17 protein-coding genes are annotated in these 17,444 nt (G+C 71.9%); 13 read left to right on the forward strand and 4 right to left on the reverse strand.

Annotated elements, in window-relative coordinates; genetic code table 11:
• The first annotated feature begins 69 nt into the window (after positions 1–69).
• The 4 genes from ACGFRG_RS15080 (at position 70) to ACGFRG_RS15095 (ending at position 4,020) form a co-directional block, all read left to right on the forward strand.
• A complete protein-coding gene (locus ACGFRG_RS15080) occupies positions 70–753 on the forward strand; it encodes a response regulator transcription factor (RefSeq protein WP_361419708.1) in 684 nt (227 codons plus the stop codon).
• Positions 750–2,228, forward strand: coding sequence for an ATP-binding protein (locus tag ACGFRG_RS15085; protein ID WP_393264030.1), 1,479 nt, complete (start codon positions 750–752; stop codon positions 2,226–2,228). Before ACGFRG_RS15080 ends, ACGFRG_RS15085 begins: the two co-directional genes overlap by 4 nt.
• Positions 2,225–2,695, forward strand: a complete 471-nt coding sequence (locus tag ACGFRG_RS15090) for a GerMN domain-containing protein (protein WP_393264032.1) — start codon at positions 2,225–2,227, stop codon at positions 2,693–2,695. The genes ACGFRG_RS15085 and ACGFRG_RS15090 overlap by 4 nt, the downstream gene beginning before the upstream one ends.
• A 65-nt stretch (positions 2,696–2,760) precedes the next feature.
• Positions 2,761–4,020, forward strand: a complete 1,260-nt coding sequence (locus ACGFRG_RS15095) for a cytochrome P450 (RefSeq protein ID WP_393264034.1) — start codon at positions 2,761–2,763, stop codon at positions 4,018–4,020.
• A 1-nt stretch (position 4,021) separates the two neighbouring features.
• Here the strand turns inward: ACGFRG_RS15095 and ACGFRG_RS15100 are convergent, their stop codons facing one another.
• Positions 4,022–4,765 (reverse strand): hypothetical protein, encoded by a 744-nt coding sequence (locus tag ACGFRG_RS15100; RefSeq protein ID WP_393264036.1) that lies wholly within the window; start codon positions 4,763–4,765, stop codon positions 4,022–4,024.
• 115 nt (positions 4,766–4,880) lie between these two features.
• Between ACGFRG_RS15100 and ggt the strand changes: the two genes are divergently transcribed.
• Both ggt and ACGFRG_RS15110 read left to right on the forward strand, forming a co-directional pair.
• Positions 4,881–6,677, forward strand: a complete 1,797-nt coding sequence (ggt, locus tag ACGFRG_RS15105; RefSeq protein ID WP_393264038.1) for a gamma-glutamyltransferase — start codon at positions 4,881–4,883, stop codon at positions 6,675–6,677.
• A 169-nt stretch (positions 6,678–6,846) separates the two neighbouring features.
• Entirely contained in the window at positions 6,847–7,539 is a 693-nt protein-coding gene (locus tag ACGFRG_RS15110) for a glycoside hydrolase family 75 protein (protein ID WP_393264040.1), read from the forward strand.
• Positions 7,540–7,612: 73 nt separating this feature from the next.
• Here the strand turns inward: ACGFRG_RS15110 and ACGFRG_RS15115 are convergent, their stop codons facing one another.
• The 3 genes from ACGFRG_RS15115 to ACGFRG_RS15125 all read right to left on the reverse strand — a co-directional run bounded on the left by ACGFRG_RS15115 (position 7,613) and on the right by ACGFRG_RS15125 (position 10,606).
• The gene (locus tag ACGFRG_RS15115) at positions 7,613–8,272 is read right to left on the reverse strand and encodes a DUF4360 domain-containing protein (RefSeq protein WP_361419687.1); all 660 of its coding nucleotides are present in this window, start codon (positions 8,270–8,272) and stop codon (positions 7,613–7,615) included.
• Positions 8,273–8,574: 302 nt separating this feature from the next.
• On the reverse strand, positions 8,575–9,342 hold the full coding sequence (map, locus tag ACGFRG_RS15120) for a type I methionyl aminopeptidase (RefSeq protein WP_393264042.1): 768 nt from the start codon (positions 9,340–9,342) through the stop codon (positions 8,575–8,577).
• A 94-nt stretch (positions 9,343–9,436) separates the two neighbouring features.
• A complete protein-coding gene (locus tag ACGFRG_RS15125; protein ID WP_361419681.1) occupies positions 9,437–10,606 on the reverse strand; it encodes a thiolase family protein in 1,170 nt (389 codons plus the stop codon).
• Between the two features lie 108 nt (positions 10,607–10,714).
• Between ACGFRG_RS15125 and ACGFRG_RS15130 the strand changes: the two genes are divergently transcribed.
• The 7 genes from ACGFRG_RS15130 (at position 10,715) to ACGFRG_RS15160 (ending at position 17,405) form a co-directional block, all read left to right on the forward strand.
• Complete coding sequence (locus ACGFRG_RS15130; protein ID WP_361419678.1) at positions 10,715–11,182, forward strand: helix-turn-helix domain-containing protein; 468 nt, start codon at positions 10,715–10,717, stop codon at positions 11,180–11,182.
• Positions 11,183–11,211: 29 nt separating this feature from the next.
• Entirely contained in the window at positions 11,212–11,463 is a 252-nt protein-coding gene (locus ACGFRG_RS15135) for a helix-turn-helix transcriptional regulator (protein ID WP_361419675.1), read from the forward strand.
• Between the two features lie 355 nt (positions 11,464–11,818).
• Entirely contained in the window at positions 11,819–13,054 is a 1,236-nt protein-coding gene (locus ACGFRG_RS15140; protein WP_361419672.1) for an alginate lyase family protein, read from the forward strand.
• Between the two features lie 187 nt (positions 13,055–13,241).
• The gene (locus ACGFRG_RS15145) at positions 13,242–14,561 is read left to right on the forward strand and encodes a hypothetical protein (protein ID WP_393264045.1); all 1,320 of its coding nucleotides are present in this window, start codon (positions 13,242–13,244) and stop codon (positions 14,559–14,561) included.
• Positions 14,562–14,606: 45 nt separating this feature from the next.
• Positions 14,607–15,164, forward strand: coding sequence for an HAD family hydrolase (locus ACGFRG_RS15150; protein ID WP_393264047.1), 558 nt, complete (start codon positions 14,607–14,609; stop codon positions 15,162–15,164).
• A gap of 118 nt (positions 15,165–15,282) precedes the next feature.
• Positions 15,283–16,125 (forward strand): nitrilase-related carbon-nitrogen hydrolase, encoded by an 843-nt coding sequence (locus ACGFRG_RS15155; RefSeq protein WP_361419663.1) that lies wholly within the window; start codon positions 15,283–15,285, stop codon positions 16,123–16,125.
• Positions 16,122–17,405 (forward strand): aspartate aminotransferase family protein, encoded by a 1,284-nt coding sequence (locus ACGFRG_RS15160; RefSeq protein ID WP_393264049.1) that lies wholly within the window; start codon positions 16,122–16,124, stop codon positions 17,403–17,405. Before ACGFRG_RS15155 ends, ACGFRG_RS15160 begins: the two co-directional genes overlap by 4 nt.
• Positions 17,406–17,444 lie beyond the last annotated feature (39 nt).

Consider the following 17,444-nt stretch of genomic DNA (forward strand, 5'->3'; position numbering starts at 1 on the left):
GGTAGTGCCGAGTTCACTGCGTTATGTGTGTCAACTGAGACATCTGCGACTGCTGGGATACTGATCTTCATGCCACGCGTGCTGCTCATCGAGGACGACCCCTCCGTACGGGAAGGGGTCGAGCTGGGGCTGCGCAGGCGCGGCCACGAGGTGAGCGCCGCCGAAAGCGGCGAGGCCGGGCTGGCCGCGCTCAAGACGTTCCAGCCCGAACTGGTCCTGCTCGATCTGATGCTGCCCGGCATCAACGGCGTACAGGTCTGTCGGCAGATACGCGAGACCAGCCAGCTGCCGATCATCATGCTCACCGCGCGCGGCGACGACTTCGACGTGGTGGTCGGCCTGGAGGCGGGCGCCGACGACTACATAGTCAAGCCCGCCCGCACCGAGGTCATCGAGGCGCGCATCCGGGCCGTACTGCGCCGGCTCGCCGACCCGGGCGCGCGCCCCGGCCTGGAGTTCCACGGCGAACTCGCCCTGGACCGGGCCGGTCTGACCGCCGCCAAGTCGGGCGAGCGGGTGCCGCTGGCGCCCTCCGAGCTGAAGCTGCTGCTGCATCTGGCCGCCTCGCCCGAGCAGGTCTTCAGCCGCCAGCAGCTGCTCGAATCGGTGTGGGAGCACAGCTACCACGGCGACGCGCGGCTCGTCGACGCCTGTGTACGGCGGCTGCGGCACAAGATCGAGGACGTGCCCGGCAGCCCGCTCTACATCCAGACCGTGCGCGGCTTCGGCTACCGCTTCGGCCCCCTGCGGTGACCGGCCGCTTCCGGATACGGATACGCAGGCTCAGGCGGGCCGGGCGGCTGGGGCTGCGGGCCCGGCTGATCGCCGCGTTCCTGCTGGTCGCCGCGATCGCCGCGGCCACCACCGCGACCCTGATCTACCAGGAGGCGCGCTCGGCCGTCCTCAAGCAGTCCCAGGACACCGCGGTCGCCCAGCTCCGCGACCAGATCGGCGCCCAGACGGTCAAGCTGCCGATGACCCGCACGTCGCTGCGTGAACTCAGCCTCGCCGTGGGCCGCCAGGGCAAGCCGCACCCCTGGTACGTGTTCGCCGAGTACGGCTCGCTGCGCGCCTCCAACGTCGGCCAGACCACGTCCGGCGTCATCACCGACGACCTGCGCCGGCGCACCCGCGCCAATCCGCACGGCACCTTCCAGCGGGTGGTGAAGGACGGCCGGCCCTGGCTCACCGTCGGCATGCCGGTGATGCTCGGCATCGCGGGGCAGGAGCCGTCGCAGCCCACCGGCATCACCGTGTACGCGGTGATGCCGCTGACCACGGAGGAGGCGAACGTCCGCGCGATGGTCACCGCCGCGCGGGACGGCGCGCTGCCCGCGCTCGCCGTCGCGTTGGTGCCCGCGCTGCTCGCCGCCCGCAGTGTGCTGCGGCCGGTCCGCGATCTGCGCCGGGCCGCCAGCAGCATGGGCAAGGGCCGGCTGGACACCCGTATCGAGGTGAAGGGCTCGGACGAACTGGCCGATCTGGCCTGGACGTTCAACGAGTCGGCCGAGGCCCTTGAACGGTCCGTCGAGGAGCTCCAGAAGGCCGAGGCCAGAGCCCGCAGGTTCGCCTCCGACGTCTCGCACGAGCTGCGCACCCCGCTCGCCGGGATGCTCGCCGTCACCGAGGTCCTGGACGAGGACGCCGACCGGCTCGACCCCGACACCGCGGCCGCGGTCCGGCTCGTCTCCGCCGAGACCGGCAAGCTCGCCACCCTCGTCGAGGACCTGATGGAGATCTCCCGCTTCGACGCCAAGGCCGCCGAGCTCAACCTCGACGAGGTCGACGTCGCCGAGACGATCCGCAAGACCCTCCAGAACAGGCGCTGGGAGGACCTGGTCGGCGCCGAACTGCCGCCCGGGATCAGGGCGATGCTCGACCCCAGGCGCTTCGACGTCGTCATCGCCAACCTGGTCGGCAACGCGCTGCGGCACGGCGCCGCGCCGGTCCGCGTGTCGCTGCGCGCCGACGGCGACCGGCTGGTGACCGAGGTGACGGACGGCGGCCCCGGCATCGCCCCGGCCGTGCTGCCGCACATCTTCGACCGGTTCTACAAGGCGGACGCCGCCCGTACCCGCTCGGCGGGCAGCGGGCTCGGCCTCGCGATCACCCTGGAGAACGTACGGCTGCACGGTGGTACGGTCCGGGCGGCGAACGGGCCCGACGGGGGCGCCGTGTTCACCGTCGCACTGCCGTCGCGGCCGCCGGGGGAGGGAGAGCTGCCATGAGAGGCGCACGTGCCGCGCTGCTGCTGCCCGCGCTGCTCCTGCTGGCCGGGTGCGGCATCCGCTCCACCGAAGTCGTCGAGGTGGGCGACCCGGCCTTCGCGCATGTGGTGCCGAGCGGCCCCGACGGCACCACCTTGTACTTCAAGGGCCCGAACGGACTGCTGCCGGTGGTCCGCGCCGGGGCCGCGCCCGGCAACGCCGTCATGCTGCTCCTGAGCGGCCCCACCGAGGCCGAGACGGACGCGGGGCTCACCACCGAACTGCCCCACTACTACGGCGTGATGGCCCTCAGCAGGGACGGCGACAGCGTGCGGATCCGGCTGGAGCGCGCCGTGCTGGACTTCCCGGAGATCGCCCGGCAGCAGCTGGTCTGCACGGTGGCGCACGCGATGCCGGGGGACCGGCGCGTCACGGTGACCGTGAACGGCAGCGACGGGCAGCTGGGCCCCGCGACCTGCCCCTTCTGACGCCGGGGCCGCGCCCGTGGGCGGATGGTCTTGTCGGCGGCGCCCGTCCGCGCCACCTTGGTGCGATGAGTGATCTGCCGGATGTCTTCGACCCGCGCCGGTACGCGGCCGGACCGCCGCACGACGACTACCGCGACCTGCGCGAGCGGCGTCCGGTGGCCTGGCAGGAGGAGTACGAGGTGCTCGGCTGGCCCGCCGGGCCCGGATTCTGGGCGGTCACCCGCCACGCCGACGTCGTACGGGTGCTGAAGGACGCGACCGCGTACTCCTCCGCGCTCGGCGCCACCCAGATCCGCGACCCTGCCCCCGACGACCTGCCGTTCATCCGCCGCATGATGCTCAACCAGGACCCGCGGCCCGGCGCGGGCGGGGCGGGCACCCATGACCACGGCAGGCTGCGGCGCCTGGTCAGCCGCGCCTTCACGCCCCGGCGCGTCGACCGCTTCGAGACGGCGGTACGGGCTCGGGCGCGGACCCTGCTCACCGCCGCCCGGGACGGCGCCGAGGACGGGGTGTTCGACCTGGTCGGCGAGGTCACCGACGACTACGCGCTGCTCAACCTCGCCGATCTGCTCGGGGTGCCGGGAGCCGACCGGGGGCTGCTCCTGGAGTGGACCGAGCGGGTCATCGGCTACCAGGACCCCGACGAGCCGCCGGTCCTCGGGCCCGACGGGCGGCCGGTGAACCCGCGCTCGCCCGCGATGCTGCGCGAGATGTTCGCGTACGCGCAGGAGCTCGCCGCGCACAAGCGGCGCGAGCCGGGCGACGACCTCATGACCGCGCTCGCGCACGGCGAACTCACCGACGCCGAGCTGGAGATGTTCTTCTTCCTGCTGACCGTGGCGGGCAACGACACGGTACGCGGCGCGGCGCCCGGCGGGTTCCTGGCGCTCGCCGAGCACCCGGACCAGCGGCGCGCGCTGCGGGCGGGCGAGGTGGCGCTCGACACCGCCGTCGACGAACTCCTGCGGTGGCACCCGCCGGTCCTCACCTTCCGCCGCACCGCCGCCGTGGACACGGCCCTGGCCGGGCAGCGGATCAGGGCCGGGGACAAGGTCGTGGTCTTCCACGCCTCCGCCAACCACGACGAGCGGGTCTTCACCGCACCCCACCGCCTGGACCTCGCCCGCACCCCCAACCCCCATGTCTCCTTCGGCGACGGCCCGCACGTCTGCCTGGGCGCCCACTTCGCCCGGCTCCAACTGCGCGTCCTGCACGAGGAGGCGCTGCGCGTGTTCCCCGCCCTCGCCCTGGCCGGACCGCCGCGCAGGCTGGTCTCCAACTTCATCAACGGGGTGAAGTCGCTTCCCCTGCACGGGAGCTGACTCAGCCGGCCGCGCGGTGCGAGGTGCGGGCCGACGGGGCCGGGGCGAGGGCGGCGCGGGTGACGTCCGCGACGACCTCCACCACGTCCGGGCCGTACGCGAGCGAGTTGACGACCTTCAGGAGCAGACAGAAGGAGCCGTTGCCGTGCTTGCGGGCCAGTTTCTCGTGGTTGCGGGCGAGATAGCGGGTGGCGGCCTGGTTGGTGATGGCGCGCTGGCCGCAGAAGAGGAAGACGGGCCGGCCGCCCTGCCCGGCGGTGACCCGGGCCAGGATGACGTACTCGGCGACCCCGCCCTCCACCCGGTAGCGCTCGCTGCCGATCGTGAACGAGCCCCGGTCCGGGCCGGGTTCGGTGTCCACGTTCATCGAGACGCCGGGCAGCAGGGAGGCCAGATGCGCGGCCATCCGCCGGTTCGAGTACGGCCCGCCCAGGCAGAACTCGGTGCGCTCGCCGAAGCCCTGCTGGGTCATGTCGTGCTGGACGATCTGGGCGTGCGAGCCGCAGTCCTTGATGAGCGAGGAGAGTTCGAGCAGCGCGAACACGTCGAACCGGTGCACGGCGCCCTCGGCCCCCGCGTCCCGGTTGACCACCAGCAGGCACTCGGAGTGGTCGGGCAGGCCGAAGAAGGTCTGCTTGCGGCGGAGTCGGCGTTTCCAGAGATAGGTACGGGTGAGCCAGCCCAGCGAGGCGCTGACGCCCGCCGCGACCACACCCAGCACGATATTGCGCACGTCGTCGTTCATGAGCGGGCATGGTAGCGGGCGTTCGATGTCATGTTCGTGTCGCGTTGGCGGCGGTCCTGACGCGACGCCCGGGGCGGCGTTACGCTGCGCGGACGTTCGCACCCAGGAGGTACGCATGCGTCGCACCGCCGTCCGCAGTCTCTCGATACTGGCCGTCGCCGCGGCCGTGGCGGCCTCGGTCGCGGCCGCGCCGCCGACCGCCGCGTCACCGCCGGTGAAGAGCCCGGAGGCGGTGGGGTACGGGGGCGCGGTCGCCAGCGTCGACGCGGACGCCACCGCCGCCGGGATCGACGTCCTCAAGCACGGCGGCAACGCGGTGGACGCCGCCGTCGCCACGGCCGCCGCCCTCGGCGTCACCGAGCCGTACTCGTCGGGCATCGGCGGCGGCGGATACTTCGTCTACTACGACGCCAAGTCCCGCACCGTGCACACCATCGACGGCCGCGAGAGTGCCCCGCACTCCGCGACCTCCTCGCTGTTCCTGGAGAACGGCAAGCCGCTGGCGTTCCCGGACGCGGTGACCAGCGGGCTCAGCGTCGGCACCCCCGGCACCGCGGCCACCTGGGACGCGGCCGTCGACGCCTGGGGCTCCAAGCCGCTGAGCCAGCTGCTCAAGCCCGCCGAGCGCATCGCGCGCGACGGGTTCACCGTCGACAGCACCTTCCGTCAGCAGACCGCCGACAACCAGGCGCGGTTCGCCGACTTCCCCGCCACCGCCAAGCTCTTCCTGCCGGGCGGCAGGCTCCCGGTGGTCGGCTCGAAGCTGAAGAACCCCGATCTCGCCCGCACCTACGAGGAGTTGGGCCGCGAGGGCGTCGACGCGGTGTACGACGGCGACCTCGGCCGGGACATCGTACGAACGGTCCGCAAGCCCCCGCTCGCCCCCGGCTCCACGCGGGTGGCGCGCCCGGGCGACCTCACCGCCAAGGACCTGCGGTCGTACGAGGTGAAGCGGCAGGCCCCGACCAAGGTGGACTACCGGGGGCTGAAGGTGTACAGCATGGCGCCCTCCTCGTCCGGCGGCACCACGGTCGGCGAAGCGCTCAACATCCTTGGGCGGACCGACCTCTCCAAGGCGTCCGAGGTCCAGTATCTGCACCACTACATCGAGGCGAGCCGGGTCGCGTTCGCGGACCGGGGGCGCTGGGTGGGCGACCCGGCCTTCGAGGACGTCCCGACCAAGGGGCTGCTCTCGCAGAAGTTCGCGGACTCGCGCGCCTGTCTGATCAGCGACAGCAAGGCGCTCACCAGCCCGCTGGCACCGGGCGACCCCCGGCACCCGGCGCCGTGCGCCACCTCGGGCCAGGCGTCGCCCACCACGTACGAGGGCGAGAACACCACGCATCTGACGGTGGCCGACAAGTGGGGCAACATCGTCTCGTACACGCTCACCATCGAGCAGACCGGTGGCAGCGGCATCACGGTCCCGGGCCGGGGCTTCCTGCTCAACAACGAGCTCACCGACTTCTCGTTCGCCCCGGCCAACCCGGCCGTCCACGACCCCAACCTGCCCGGTCCCGGCAAGCGGCCGCGCTCCTCGATGTCGCCGACGATCGTGCTCGACGGGCACGGCCGCCCGGTGCTCGCGCTCGGCTCGCCGGGCGGTGCGACCATCATCACCACCGTGCTCCAGTCGCTGGTCAACCGGCTCGACCGGCATCTGCCGCTGGTGGACGCGATCGCGGCCCCGCGCGCCAGTCAGCGCAACGCGGCGAAGACCGAACTGGAGCCCGCGCTCTTCGACAGCCCGCTCAAGGCCCAACTCCAGGCGCTGGGACACACGTTCACGCTCAACCCGGAGATCGGCGCGGCGACCGGGGTGGAACGGCTGGCGGACGGCCGCTGGGTGGCCGCCGCCGAGAAGGTCCGGCGCGGCGGCGGTTCGGCGATGGTGGTGCGCCCAGCCGGGTGATTAATCGTCAGAATCCGTCCGCCGGGCGGGTGAAGCGGGCGCGGCCCTCGTCCTTTGACGGACGGGGGCCGCGTTCTATTTGGTGCAGCCGGGGTTGACGCGCTCATGCAAACGGGTGAGATTGTCCGCGTCGGGTAAGGAAACTTTCCTAACAGAAGGGTCTCCCCACGTGCGTACTCGAACGCTCGCCCTCGCCGCCGCCTCCGGCGCCGCCCTGCTCGCCACCGCGGCCCTCCCGGCCGCGCGCGCCGCCGACGCCCCCACCCGTACCGAGGAGGGCTCGGTCAGCGCCGCCGAGCTGCTCTCCAAGGTGACGACCTGTTCGCAGATCTCGAACGGCAAGTACAAGACCGACAACGAGACCGCGGCGACGGTGCCGGTGTGCGGCAAGAACGGCGCGGTGTTCTGGAAGGCCGACCTCGACGTCGACTGCGACGGCCAGACCACCACCGCCTGCAACCACTCCACCGACCCGTGGTTCCAGGGCGACACCGCGTTCCACCAGTCCGACGGCAGGGCGCTGAGCGCGGAGAAGCTGCCGTACGTCGTCGTGCCCAGCGCCAGTGCCATCTGGAACTACAGCGCGGCGGGCATCAAGGGCGGTGGTGTGGTCGCCGTCATCTACCGGGACAGGGTCACGTACGCGGTGGTCGGGGACACCGGTCCGTCGAAGATCATCGGCGAGGCGTCGTACGCCACCGCCAAGGCGCTCGGGATAAACCCCGACCCGGCCACCGGCGGCGCTTCCTCCGGTGTCACGTACATCCTGTTCAAGAACTCCCGGGTCAAGCCGATCGAGAGCCACAGCGCGGCGGTGGCGCTCGGGGACCGGCTGGCGAAGGAGTTCCTGGCGAACAACTAGGCCGGGTGCGGGAGCGTGCGCGGACCGCCGCCGTTGCGACCGGCGGTCCGCGCTCGTGCGTGCGGGGGTCGGCTCACCGGGCCGCCGGCGGGCACTCCTTCCACGAGAAGTGGTACGTGGTGGTGATGCTGGCGTCTGTGGAGTCCATGCTGATGAAGCTGGTGGTGTGGACGGGGTCGGAGGTGCCGACGCCGGCCCGCAGCTCGGTGTTGATGTTCAGATAGCGCTCCTCGCCACAGGGCTTGAAGACCAGCGCCGCCACGTCCGTGGTGTCGTTGGTCTGCCAGTCGTCATCGAGCGGACCCTTGAACGGGTGCGCGATATAGGCCGTCTGCGACATGCCCTGGAAGTAGTAGTTCGCTCTCTCCTGCGCGGTCGCGCCGTTCTCCAGGTGGGCGAAGCCCCGGTAGTCGGCCGACGCGATCGCGTAGGTGAAGCCCTGCGGTACGTGGACGTTCAGCGCGAGCTGGCAGTTCTTGCGCAGGTCGGTGGGCTGGGCGCCCTTGCCGACCTGGGCGAGGTAGTTGCTGTAGGTGACGGTGAACGCGGTGTTGTCCGGCGACACCGCGACGGCCGCGGTGCCCGCCGGACACCCCGAGCCGTTGACGGTCACGAGGTCGATCACGATCTTGTCGGGCGGCGGGGTGCCCCAGCCGGACGGGTGCTGGGCTGTGCTGAGCGGGGCGGCCAGCATGACGGCGGCCGCGCCGCCGATGGCCAGTGCGTTGAACATGACGCTCCCTTCGGTCATGTCGCCAGCCCGGTTCTCCTGTGGGGGGTTGGCAGGTCCATGGCAGCAGAAGGTCACGTTCCGCGACAGGTACGGACCAGCCACGGTGGGGGCTTTGAGGGGTCGCGTGGATGGCCCGAACGAGTTGTCATTCACACGCGCCCCGTAAGGGGCGCGGGGCTGTGGCATGTGCGGCTCCGCCGCGATGGGGGTCCCCCCTGTTCGAGCGGAGTCGAGAACTTGGGGGAGCGACCAGCCACAGACGGGCCCGCGGCCGAACAGGCGCCCGGAGGCACCCCGAACCGCTACACCCGCGTAAGGATGCGCGGCCCGGCATCCGTGACGGCAACAGTGTGCTCCGCATGCGCGGCCCGCACACCGGTGACGGTGCGCAGCGTCCACCCGTCCGCCGCCGGATAGTAGTCATCCGTCCCGTCGGCTATCAGCATCGGCTCGATCGCCAGCACCATCCCGTGCCGCAGCACCATCCCCCGCCCCCGGCGCCCCTCGTTGGGCACCCCCGGATCCTCGTGCATATGGCGCCCGACACCGTGCCCGCCGAACCCGTCGGGAATGCCGTATCCCGCACCCCGGCACACCGTGCCGATCGCATGCGCGATGTCACCGATGCGATTGCCCACCACCGCCGCCGCGATCCCCGCCTCCAGCGCCTCGTACGCCGTGGAGATCAGCCGTACGTCCTCGGGCCGCGCCCGGCCGACCGTGAAGCTGATCGCCGAGTCGCCGACCCAGCCGTCCAGGATCGCGCCGAAGTCGACGCTGACCAGGTCGCCGTCGCGCAGCCGGTAGGAGTTCGGGATGCCGTGCACGATCGCGTCGTTGACGGACACGCACGCGACGGCCGGGAAGGGGGTGGGCGCGAACTCGGGGTGATAGCCGAGGAACGGCGAGGACGCGCCCGCCGCGCGCAGCACTTCATGCGCCGCCGTGTCGAGTTCGAGCAGGCTGACGCCGACGCCGGCCGCGTCCCGCGCTGCCGCGAGCGCCCGGGCGACGACGCGCCCGGCCTCGCGCATCGCGTCCATCTGGATATCGGTCTTGATCTCTACCATTCCAATTACTATACCGGTCTGATCGCGTGCGCACGGCCGCGTACGAGGGTGGCCGTCCGGTTCGTACGGAATGGTCGCGGCGATTGATGGAGCGTCAGAGAGCTTCCAGGATCGTGGCGTTGGCGAGTCCTCCGGCCTCGCACATGGTCTGGAGGGCGTACCGCGCACCGCGCAGCCGCATCGCGTGCACCAGTGTCGTCATCAGGCGGGTGCCGCTGGCGCCGAGGGGGTGGCCGAGCGAGATCGCGCCGCCGTGCACATTGACCCGCGCGGGATCGGCGCCCGTCTCCTGCTGCCAGGCGAGCACCACGCTGGCGAACGCCTCGTTGACCTCGAACAGGTCGATGTCCCCGAGCGTCAGCCCCGCCTTGCGCAGCACCTTCTCGGTGGCCGGGATGACACCCGTGAGCATCAGGATGGGATCGGAGCCGGTGACGGCGAAGCTGTGCAGCCGTGCGAGCGGCCGCAGCCCCAGCCGGGCGGCCGTCTCGCTGGAGGTGATGAGCACGGCGGAGGCGCCGTCGTTGGTGGGGCTGCTGTTGCCGGCCGTCACCGACCAGTCGATCTGCGGAAACCGCTCGGCGAAGGCCGGGTCCACGAAGGACGGCTTCAGTCCGGCGAGCACCGCCGGGGTCGTCGCGGGGCGGACCGACTCGTCGCGGGTGAGTCCGGCGATCGGCATGGTCTCGGCGTGGAAGAGCCCCGCGTCCCAGGCCCGGGCGGCCTTCTGGTGCGACTCGGTGGCGAACCGGTCCATCTGCTCGCGCCCGATCGACCACTTCGCGGCGATCAGCTCCGCGCTGATGCCCTGCGGGACCAGCCCCTCGGGGAAGCGGGCGGCGACGCCCGGCCCGAACGGGTCGGCGCCGGGCGGCACGTTCGACCACATCGGCACCCGGCTCATCGACTCCACCCCGCACGCCACGACCAGGTCGTACGCGCCCGACATGACGCCCTGCGCGGCGAAGTGCACGGCCTGCTGCGAGGAGCCGCACTGGCGGTCCACGGTGGTGGCGGGGACGCTGTCCGGGAACCCGGCGGAGAGCCAGGCGTAGCGGGTGGTGTTCATCGCCTGCTCGCCGACCTGGTCGACGGTCCCGCCGATCACGTCGTCGACCAGCGCCGGGTCGACGCCGCTGCGCTCGACGAGGGCGCGCAGGGTGTGGGCGAGCAGTTCGACGGGGTGCGTCTGGGCCAGTGCCCCGTTCGGCTTCCCCTTCCCTATCGGGGTACGGACGGCTTCCACGATCACGGCGTCACGCATGGCGTGCTCCTCGACTTCTACTCGCGAGTAGGTTGGAAAACTGGATTCACTGTAACCCTATGGGTTGGAAAATCCAATGCACTTCTGTTTCTGGCTTACGGTGGAGGCATGACGACGTCGCAGAAGAACGCCCGGCCCTGCTCGATCGCCGACGCGCTCGGCGTGGTGGGGGAGAAGTACGCGCTGCTCGTGCTCCGCGAGGTCTTCCTCGGCGTCCACCGCTTCGACGCGATCGCCCGCAACGTGGGCGCCCCGCGCGACATCCTCACCGCCCGGCTGCGCCGGCTCGTGGACGCGGGCGTCCTGGAGAAGGTGCTGTACCACGACCGGCCGGCCCGGTACGAGTACCGCGCCACCCAGGCGGGGCAGGAGCTGCGGCCGGTGCTGCTGATGCTGATGCGGTGGGGTGACCGGCATCTGGCGGATGTGCCGCCGCTCGTGTGGCGGCACTCCTGCGGCGCGGACCTCGACCCGGAGATCGTGTGCCGCTCCTGCGGCGAGGAGGTCCACCGCCGTGACCTCACCTCGCGGTTCCAGGTGCCGGGGTGGACGGAGGGGGGACCGGAGGCCGGGTGATTCCCGGGAGCCGGGACTACACTCGCCCCATGGTCCGCACCCCACTCACCCCCGAAGAGCGCGAACGTGGCGAGCGGCTCGGCCGACTGTTGCGGGTCGCTCGGGGCGGGCGCAGCATGACCGAGGTCGCCGCGGCCGCCGGGCTCTCCGCCGAGACCCTGCGCAAGATCGAGACGGGCCGGGCCCCGACCCCGGCGTTCTTCACCGTGGCCGCGCTCGCGGGTGTGCTCGGCCTCTCGCTGGACGAGGTCGCCGGGCACTGCACGCTCCTCCCGGCCTGAGCTCCGCCGGGTGCGGTTGTTTGTCTGCGGACCGTGCTTGGCTGGTCGCGCAGTTCCCCGCGCCCCTGAACGGCGCCCCACAAGTCCGTAGCCCCTGCCCGCAGGGCTAGGGCCTGTCCGGTGGATCTTGCCTGGGACGCGGGGGTGTGGCACGCCCATCTGCCGCGTTGTCGTCGGTTGCCGACGCTCCGCGTCGCCGCCCTCCTCCGCCTTGCAGCTGGACGCACCACACCCCCACTCACCGGCACCGAAACGGCGGCCCGGACCGAAGGCGGCCAGATCCACCGGACAGGCCCTAGGCCCGGTCGGCCCAATAGATCCTGCGGGCATCGGCCGTCGGCGCCACCGTGGAAGCGTGTTCACGCCGTCCGCGGTCCCCAGGCCGCCGCGCCCCCGCCGCCTCGCCGCGCTCGTCATCACCGGCGCCCTCGCGCTCGCCGCCTGTGCGCCCGCCAATCGGCTCTCCGCCGCCGCTGGTGACGAGGACGCGGTGACCGCGTTCCACCATCCCGGAGTCGTCGTCGGGCGGAGTCAGCTCGACACCGTGCGTACGAGGGTGCGGGCCGGGCAGGAGCCCTGGCGGTCTGCGTACGAGAAGATGCGGACCAGCAAGTACGGCTCGCTCGACTACACCGCCCACCCCGTCGACGTCGTCCCGTGTCCGCCCAACGCCGGGCCGCCGGCCTGTCTCGCCGAGCGCGAGGACGCCATCGCCGCGTACACCCAGGCGCTGCTGTGGAGCGTCAACGGCGACGAGGCGCATGTCCGTAAGGCCGTCGAGATCATGGACGGCTGGTCGAAGGTGATGAAGGGGCACACCGAGGGCAACGCGGGCCTGCAGACCGCCTGGGCGGGCTCGTCCTGGGCGCGGGCCGCCGACATCGTGCACGCGGGCTATCCGAAGTGGCCGGGCGCGGACGTGCAGCGGTTCAAGTGGATGCTGCGCAAGGCGTATCTGCCCGCCGTCACCGCCGAAGTCCCGGACTACAACGGGAATTGGGAGCTGGCGATGACCGACGCGACCATCGGGATCGCGGTCTTCCTGGAGGACCGCGACCTCTTCGCCGAGTCGCTGGCCCGCTACCGGGCCCGGGTCCCCGCGTACTTCTACCTCAGCTCGGACGGCAAGCTCCCGAAGGCGCCCCCGGGCGGCACCATGAACACCCCGGACAAGCTGGCCGCGTACTGGTTCGGGCAGCGCACCTACGCCGACGGGCTCGGCCAGGAGACCTGCCGCAACCTGATGCACATCGGCTATTCGCTGGCCGCCTCCGCGCACATCGCCGAGACCGCCTGGCAGCAGGGCGTGGATCTCTACGGTCCCATGGCTCAACGGCTGCGGGCCGCCCTGGAGTTCCACGCCCGCTATCAGCTGGGCGAGGCCGCGCCGCCTTGGCTGTGCGGCGGCAGGGTCGAGCGCACCATGGGGCCCGATGTGGAGGTCGCGCTCAACCATCTGCGCAACCGGCTGCGGCTGAAGCTGCCCGAGACCGAGAAACTGGCCGAGCGCCAGCGCCCGGCGGGCACGGACGACCTGTTCGTGGCCTGGGAGACGCTGACGCACGCGGAGAACCCGGGCGCCAAGGTCTGACCGGCGCTTGGGGGCGCGCGACGTGCTTCTTCGGGGGGCGCGCGACATCTTTCTTCACCACGCCGTTCGGCGGACGGCCATGTACCGGTATCACGGGGAAGACCTCTGTGTAATACGTGCGCAATGCGGCGGGTATCGAATGCTCACGGACCGTGGGGGTTCAGTCGGCGGTTGGGGGCAATGCGCTATGACGGTGAATCAACTCCCTGTGAACATAGGGGTGTTCGTGCGGTACCTGAGCAGACTCACGGGTCTGCTCGACCGCTCCGGCGGCTGGTACGGGGTCTTTCGGCAGCGCGATCCCGACGGCCTGGCGGCCTGTCTCGCGGGCAGTGAGATCCCGCCGTGGGACGTGGTCGAGTCGCTGCTCCAGGATCTCGCGCCGGCGCACGGGGCGCAGGCGGTGGAGCAGGAGAAGGTGCGGGCGCGGGCGCTGCACGCCGCGGCCGCCGCCGCGTTCGACAGTCGGCCCGGAGGCCGCGAGGCCCTGCGCGACCGGCTCTCCCTGATGCTGCGCGAACAGGCGTACGCGGCCGACCGCCTCCCGGGCGCGGCCTCCGACGAGCTGCCCTGGATCCACGACGACCTCGCCCGGGCGACCGCGCGCTGCGGTGAACTGCGGTCCCGTATCGCCGCGTTGGGCCCCGAGGTGCCCAAGGGCTGGTTCAGTGAACGGGCGGTGGTGCGGCCCAGGGGCGGCGAGGCGGCCGCCGGTCCCGAGGCACCGGCCGCCGGCATCGCGCGTGTTCCGTCACCGCGGGTGCCGGTGTCCCGTCCCGCCAAGCGGCGCATCGGGCGCGGTGCCCGGTTCGCGGGGCTCGACGCGAGTGACACGGCCACCGGCGACTCGGGGCCCTTACCCGTCGCGGGCGCCGCGCCCAGCGGGGCCCGGTTCGGCGGCGGTCCGCAGACCCGCCGTGACCACGCGCGCCGAAAGGGCGAGCCGGAGCGGCAGGAGACGCGGCCGGACGACGGCGCGCGCCGGTCCGTGGGCGCGGCCGTCGCCCAGCTGGTGCGGCTGCGACGCCAGGGCCGTACCGGCGAGGCGCACGCCGTGCTGTGCGAGGCCGCCACCGGACCCGCCCGGCTGCTGCCGGTGTTCGCCGCCGAACTGCACCGCGCCGGACTCGCCGCCGACTGGGCCACCCTGCTGTGGGAGGCCGCCTCGCTGCCGCCCGACCGGCTGGCCGAGGCCGCCGGGGTGCTGGCGGCGGCCGGGCAGTCGGCCGACTGCCACCGGCTGCTGCGCCAGGGCGTGGCCCGGCCCGCCGAGCAGATCGCGGACGCGGTGCTCGCCCTGCGTGACGCCGGGCGGGGCGTGGAGGCGGACACGCTGCTGAGCGTCTTCGTCCGGGTGCGTACGCCGGAGGACGCGGCGCACCTCGCGGCGCACGCCCCCGACCGGCTCGCGCCCCTGCTGCTCGCGGCCGCCGGGGAGGTCTCGGACGGGCGACGACGGGACGTGGTCCATGCGTTCCGGGTGGCCAGAATTGCAACAGAACGTTGAAATTCCGGGTTGAGGCGGGCGTGCGGCTGGGCAGGGTCCGTAGCAATGGACATAAGGCCCCGCACACTTCAGCCGAGCACGCCCGCGTCGCCCGCGCTTCGGCCGGGCGCGCCCCGCTCGCCCGCGCTCCGGTCGCGTACGCCCGAGGCCGCCGCGTTCTTCGACGTCGAGGGCACGCTCCTGGCCGTGCCCACGCTCGACCCGGACGGGAAGGGGCCGCCACTGGGCCGGCTCTGGCACGCGCCGGTCCTGGCCGCCCTGCACGACCACGCCGCCCGGGGGCACCTGCTCGTCCTGGTGACCCCGTCGCCCGCCGGGGCCGTGGCGCCGCTCGCCGGTCACCTAGGGGTGGACACGGTGCTCTGTTCCCGGCCAGGAGCGCCGATGCGCGGACAGGGCAAGGGGTACGCGGCCCGCGCCCTGCTGCGCGAGCGCGCCATCCTCGCCGCCCGCTGCTACGCGTACGCCGACGAGGCGGCCGACCTCCCGCTCCTGGCCGAGGTGGGCAATCCGGTGGTCGTCGGCGACGACCCGGTGCTGCTGAGGCACGCCCGGCGCGGCAACTGGGCCCGGCTGCCCGCCCCCGTACCGAGGGAAATGTGATCGACTTCGTGGCGTAACGGCGATGGTCTTGCCACGGTGCGTGACGGGCTTTACCGTCTCTCCACACGCAATCTACGCGTGTCGATGCCTGGCTGACGGCCCGTCTAAGGAGCAGCTCATGGCCACTGTTGTCCGCGCCGCACTGGTCCAGGCCAGTTGGACCGGCGATACCGAATCCATGATCGCCAAACATGAGGAGCACGCCCGCGAGGCGGCCCGGCAGGGCGCGAAGATCATCGGTTTCCAAGAGGTCTTCAACGCCCCGTACTTCTGTCAGGTGCAGGAGCCCGAGCACTACCGGTGGGCGGAGGCCGTGCCGGACGGGCCGACCGTGCGGCGCATGCAGGAGCTGGCGCGCGAGACCGGGATGGTGATCGTCGTCCCCGTCTTCGAGATCGAGGACGCCGGTTTCTACTACAACACCGCCGCCGTGATCGACGCGGACGGCAGCTATCTCGGCAAGTACCGCAAGCACCACATCCCCCAGGTGAAGGGGTTCTGGGAGAAGTACTACTTCAAACCGGGCAACCTCGGATGGCCGGTCTTCGACACCGCCGTCGGCCGCGTCGGCGTCTACATCTGCTACGACCGTCACTTCCCGGAGGGCTGGCGGCAGTTGGGGCTCAACGGCGCCCAGCTGGTCTACAACCCGTCGGCGACCTCGCGCGGACTTTCGGCCTACCTCTGGCAGCTGGAACAGCCCGCCTCGGCGGTCGCCAACGAGTACTTCGTCGCCGCCATCAACCGGGTCGGCCGCGAGGAGTACGGCGACAACGACTTCTACGGCACCAGCTACTTCGTCGACCCGCGCGGCCAGTTCGTCGGCGAGACGGCCAGCGACAAGGAGGAGGAACTCCTGGTCAGGGACCTCGACTTCGGTCTGATCGACGAGGTCCGCCAGCAGTGGGCGTTCTACCGCGACCGCCGCCCCGACGCGTACGAAGGGCTGGTGAAGCCGTGACCGCGCTCTTCGACCGCCACCGCGCGGTCCTGCCCGAGTGGCTGGCGCTCTACTACCGCCACCCCATCGAGATCACCCACGGCGAGGGCCGCCACGTCTGGGACTCGGCGGGCAACCGCTATCTGGACTTCTTCGGCGGCATCCTCACCACGATGACCGCCCACGCGCTCCCCGAGGTCACCAAGGCGGTCGCCGAACAGGCGGGGCGGATCATCCACTCCTCCACGCTCTACCTCAACCGGCCGATGGTGGAGCTCGCCGAGCGGATCGCCCACCTCTCCGGCATCCCGGACGCGCGCGTCTTCTTCACGACGTCCGGCACCGAGGCCAACGACACCGCACTCCTGCTCGCCACCGCCTACCGCGGCTCCAACCAGATCCTGGCGATGCGCAACAGCTACCACGGCCGCTCGTTCAGCGCGGTCGGCATCACCGGCAACCACTCCTGGTCGCCCACCAGTCTCTCGCCGCTGCAGACGCTGTACGTGCACGGGGGCGTCCGATCGCGGGGCCCGTACGCGGAGTTGAGTGACCGTCAGTTCATCAACGCGTGCGTCGCCGATCTGGAGGACCTGCTCGGCCACACCCGCGACGTCGCGGCCCTGATCGCCGAACCCGTCCAGGGCGTCGGCGGCTTCACCTCGCCGCCCGACGGGCTCTACGCCGCCTTCCGTGAAGTCCTCGACCGGCACGGCATCCTGTGGATCAGTGACGAGGTGCAGACCGGCTGGGGCCGCACCGGCGACCACTTCTGGGGCTGGCAGGCCCATGCGCAGAACGGCTCTCCGGACATCCTCACCTTCGCCAAGGGCATCGGCAACGGCATGTCCATCGGCGGCGTGGTGGCGAGCGCCCGCATCATGAACTGCCTCGACTCCAACTCCATTTCGACCTTCGGCGGCTCCCCGGTCACCATGGCCGCCGGTCTCGCCAACCTCTCCTACCTCCTCGAACACGACCTCCAGGGCAACGCGCGCCGGGTCGGCGGGCTGCTCATCGAACGCCTGCGGGCGGTCGGCGCCCAGCTCCCGCTCGTACGCGAGGTGCGCGGACGGGGCCTGATGGCGGGCATCGAACTGGTCAAGCCCGGCACGGACGACGCCCACCCGGAGGCGGCGGCCGCCGTACTGGAGGCGGCCCGCGAGGGCGGCCTGCTCATCGGAAAGGGCGGCGGCCACAACACCAGCGTGCTGCGCATCGCCCCACCGATGACACTGACGGTGGCGGAGGCGGAGGAGGGCGCGGCGATCTTGGAACGAGCGTTGCGGACGAGCAGTTAGGGGCGCGGGGAACTGCGCGACCAGCCCCCACCGACCCGC

The organism is Streptomyces sp. NPDC048696, assembly GCF_043198895.1.
Taxonomy (GTDB): Bacteria; Actinomycetota; Actinomycetes; order Streptomycetales; family Streptomycetaceae; genus Streptomyces.

Bases quoted from the DNA above. Each gene is read 5' to 3' on its own strand.
- ACGFRG_RS15080 (WP_361419708.1), top strand. From the start codon at position 70: ATGCCACGCGTGCTGCTCATCGAGGACGACCCCTCCGTACGGGAAGGG.
- ACGFRG_RS15090 (WP_393264032.1), top strand. From the start codon at position 2,225: ATGAGAGGCGCACGTGCCGCGCTGCTGCTGCCCGCGCTGCTCCTGCTG.
- ACGFRG_RS15095 (WP_393264034.1), top strand. From the start codon at position 2,761: ATGAGTGATCTGCCGGATGTCTTCGACCCGCGCCGGTACGCGGCCGGA.
- ACGFRG_RS15100 (WP_393264036.1), bottom strand. From the start codon at position 4,765: ATGAACGACGACGTGCGCAATATCGTGCTGGGTGTGGTCGCGGCGGGC.
- ggt (WP_393264038.1), top strand. From the start codon at position 4,881: ATGCGTCGCACCGCCGTCCGCAGTCTCTCGATACTGGCCGTCGCCGCG.
- ACGFRG_RS15115 (WP_361419687.1), bottom strand. From the start codon at position 8,272: ATGTTCAACGCACTGGCCATCGGCGGCGCGGCCGCCGTCATGCTGGCC.
- map (WP_393264042.1), bottom strand. From the start codon at position 9,342: ATGGTAGAGATCAAGACCGATATCCAGATGGACGCGATGCGCGAGGCC.
- ACGFRG_RS15125 (WP_361419681.1), bottom strand. From the start codon at position 10,606: ATGCGTGACGCCGTGATCGTGGAAGCCGTCCGTACCCCGATAGGGAAG.
- ACGFRG_RS15130 (WP_361419678.1), top strand. From the start codon at position 10,715: ATGACGACGTCGCAGAAGAACGCCCGGCCCTGCTCGATCGCCGACGCG.
- ACGFRG_RS15135 (WP_361419675.1), top strand. From the start codon at position 11,212: ATGGTCCGCACCCCACTCACCCCCGAAGAGCGCGAACGTGGCGAGCGG.
- ACGFRG_RS15145 (WP_393264045.1), top strand. From the start codon at position 13,242: ATGACGGTGAATCAACTCCCTGTGAACATAGGGGTGTTCGTGCGGTAC.
- ACGFRG_RS15150 (WP_393264047.1), top strand. From the start codon at position 14,607: ATGGACATAAGGCCCCGCACACTTCAGCCGAGCACGCCCGCGTCGCCC.
- ACGFRG_RS15155 (WP_361419663.1), top strand. From the start codon at position 15,283: ATGGCCACTGTTGTCCGCGCCGCACTGGTCCAGGCCAGTTGGACCGGC.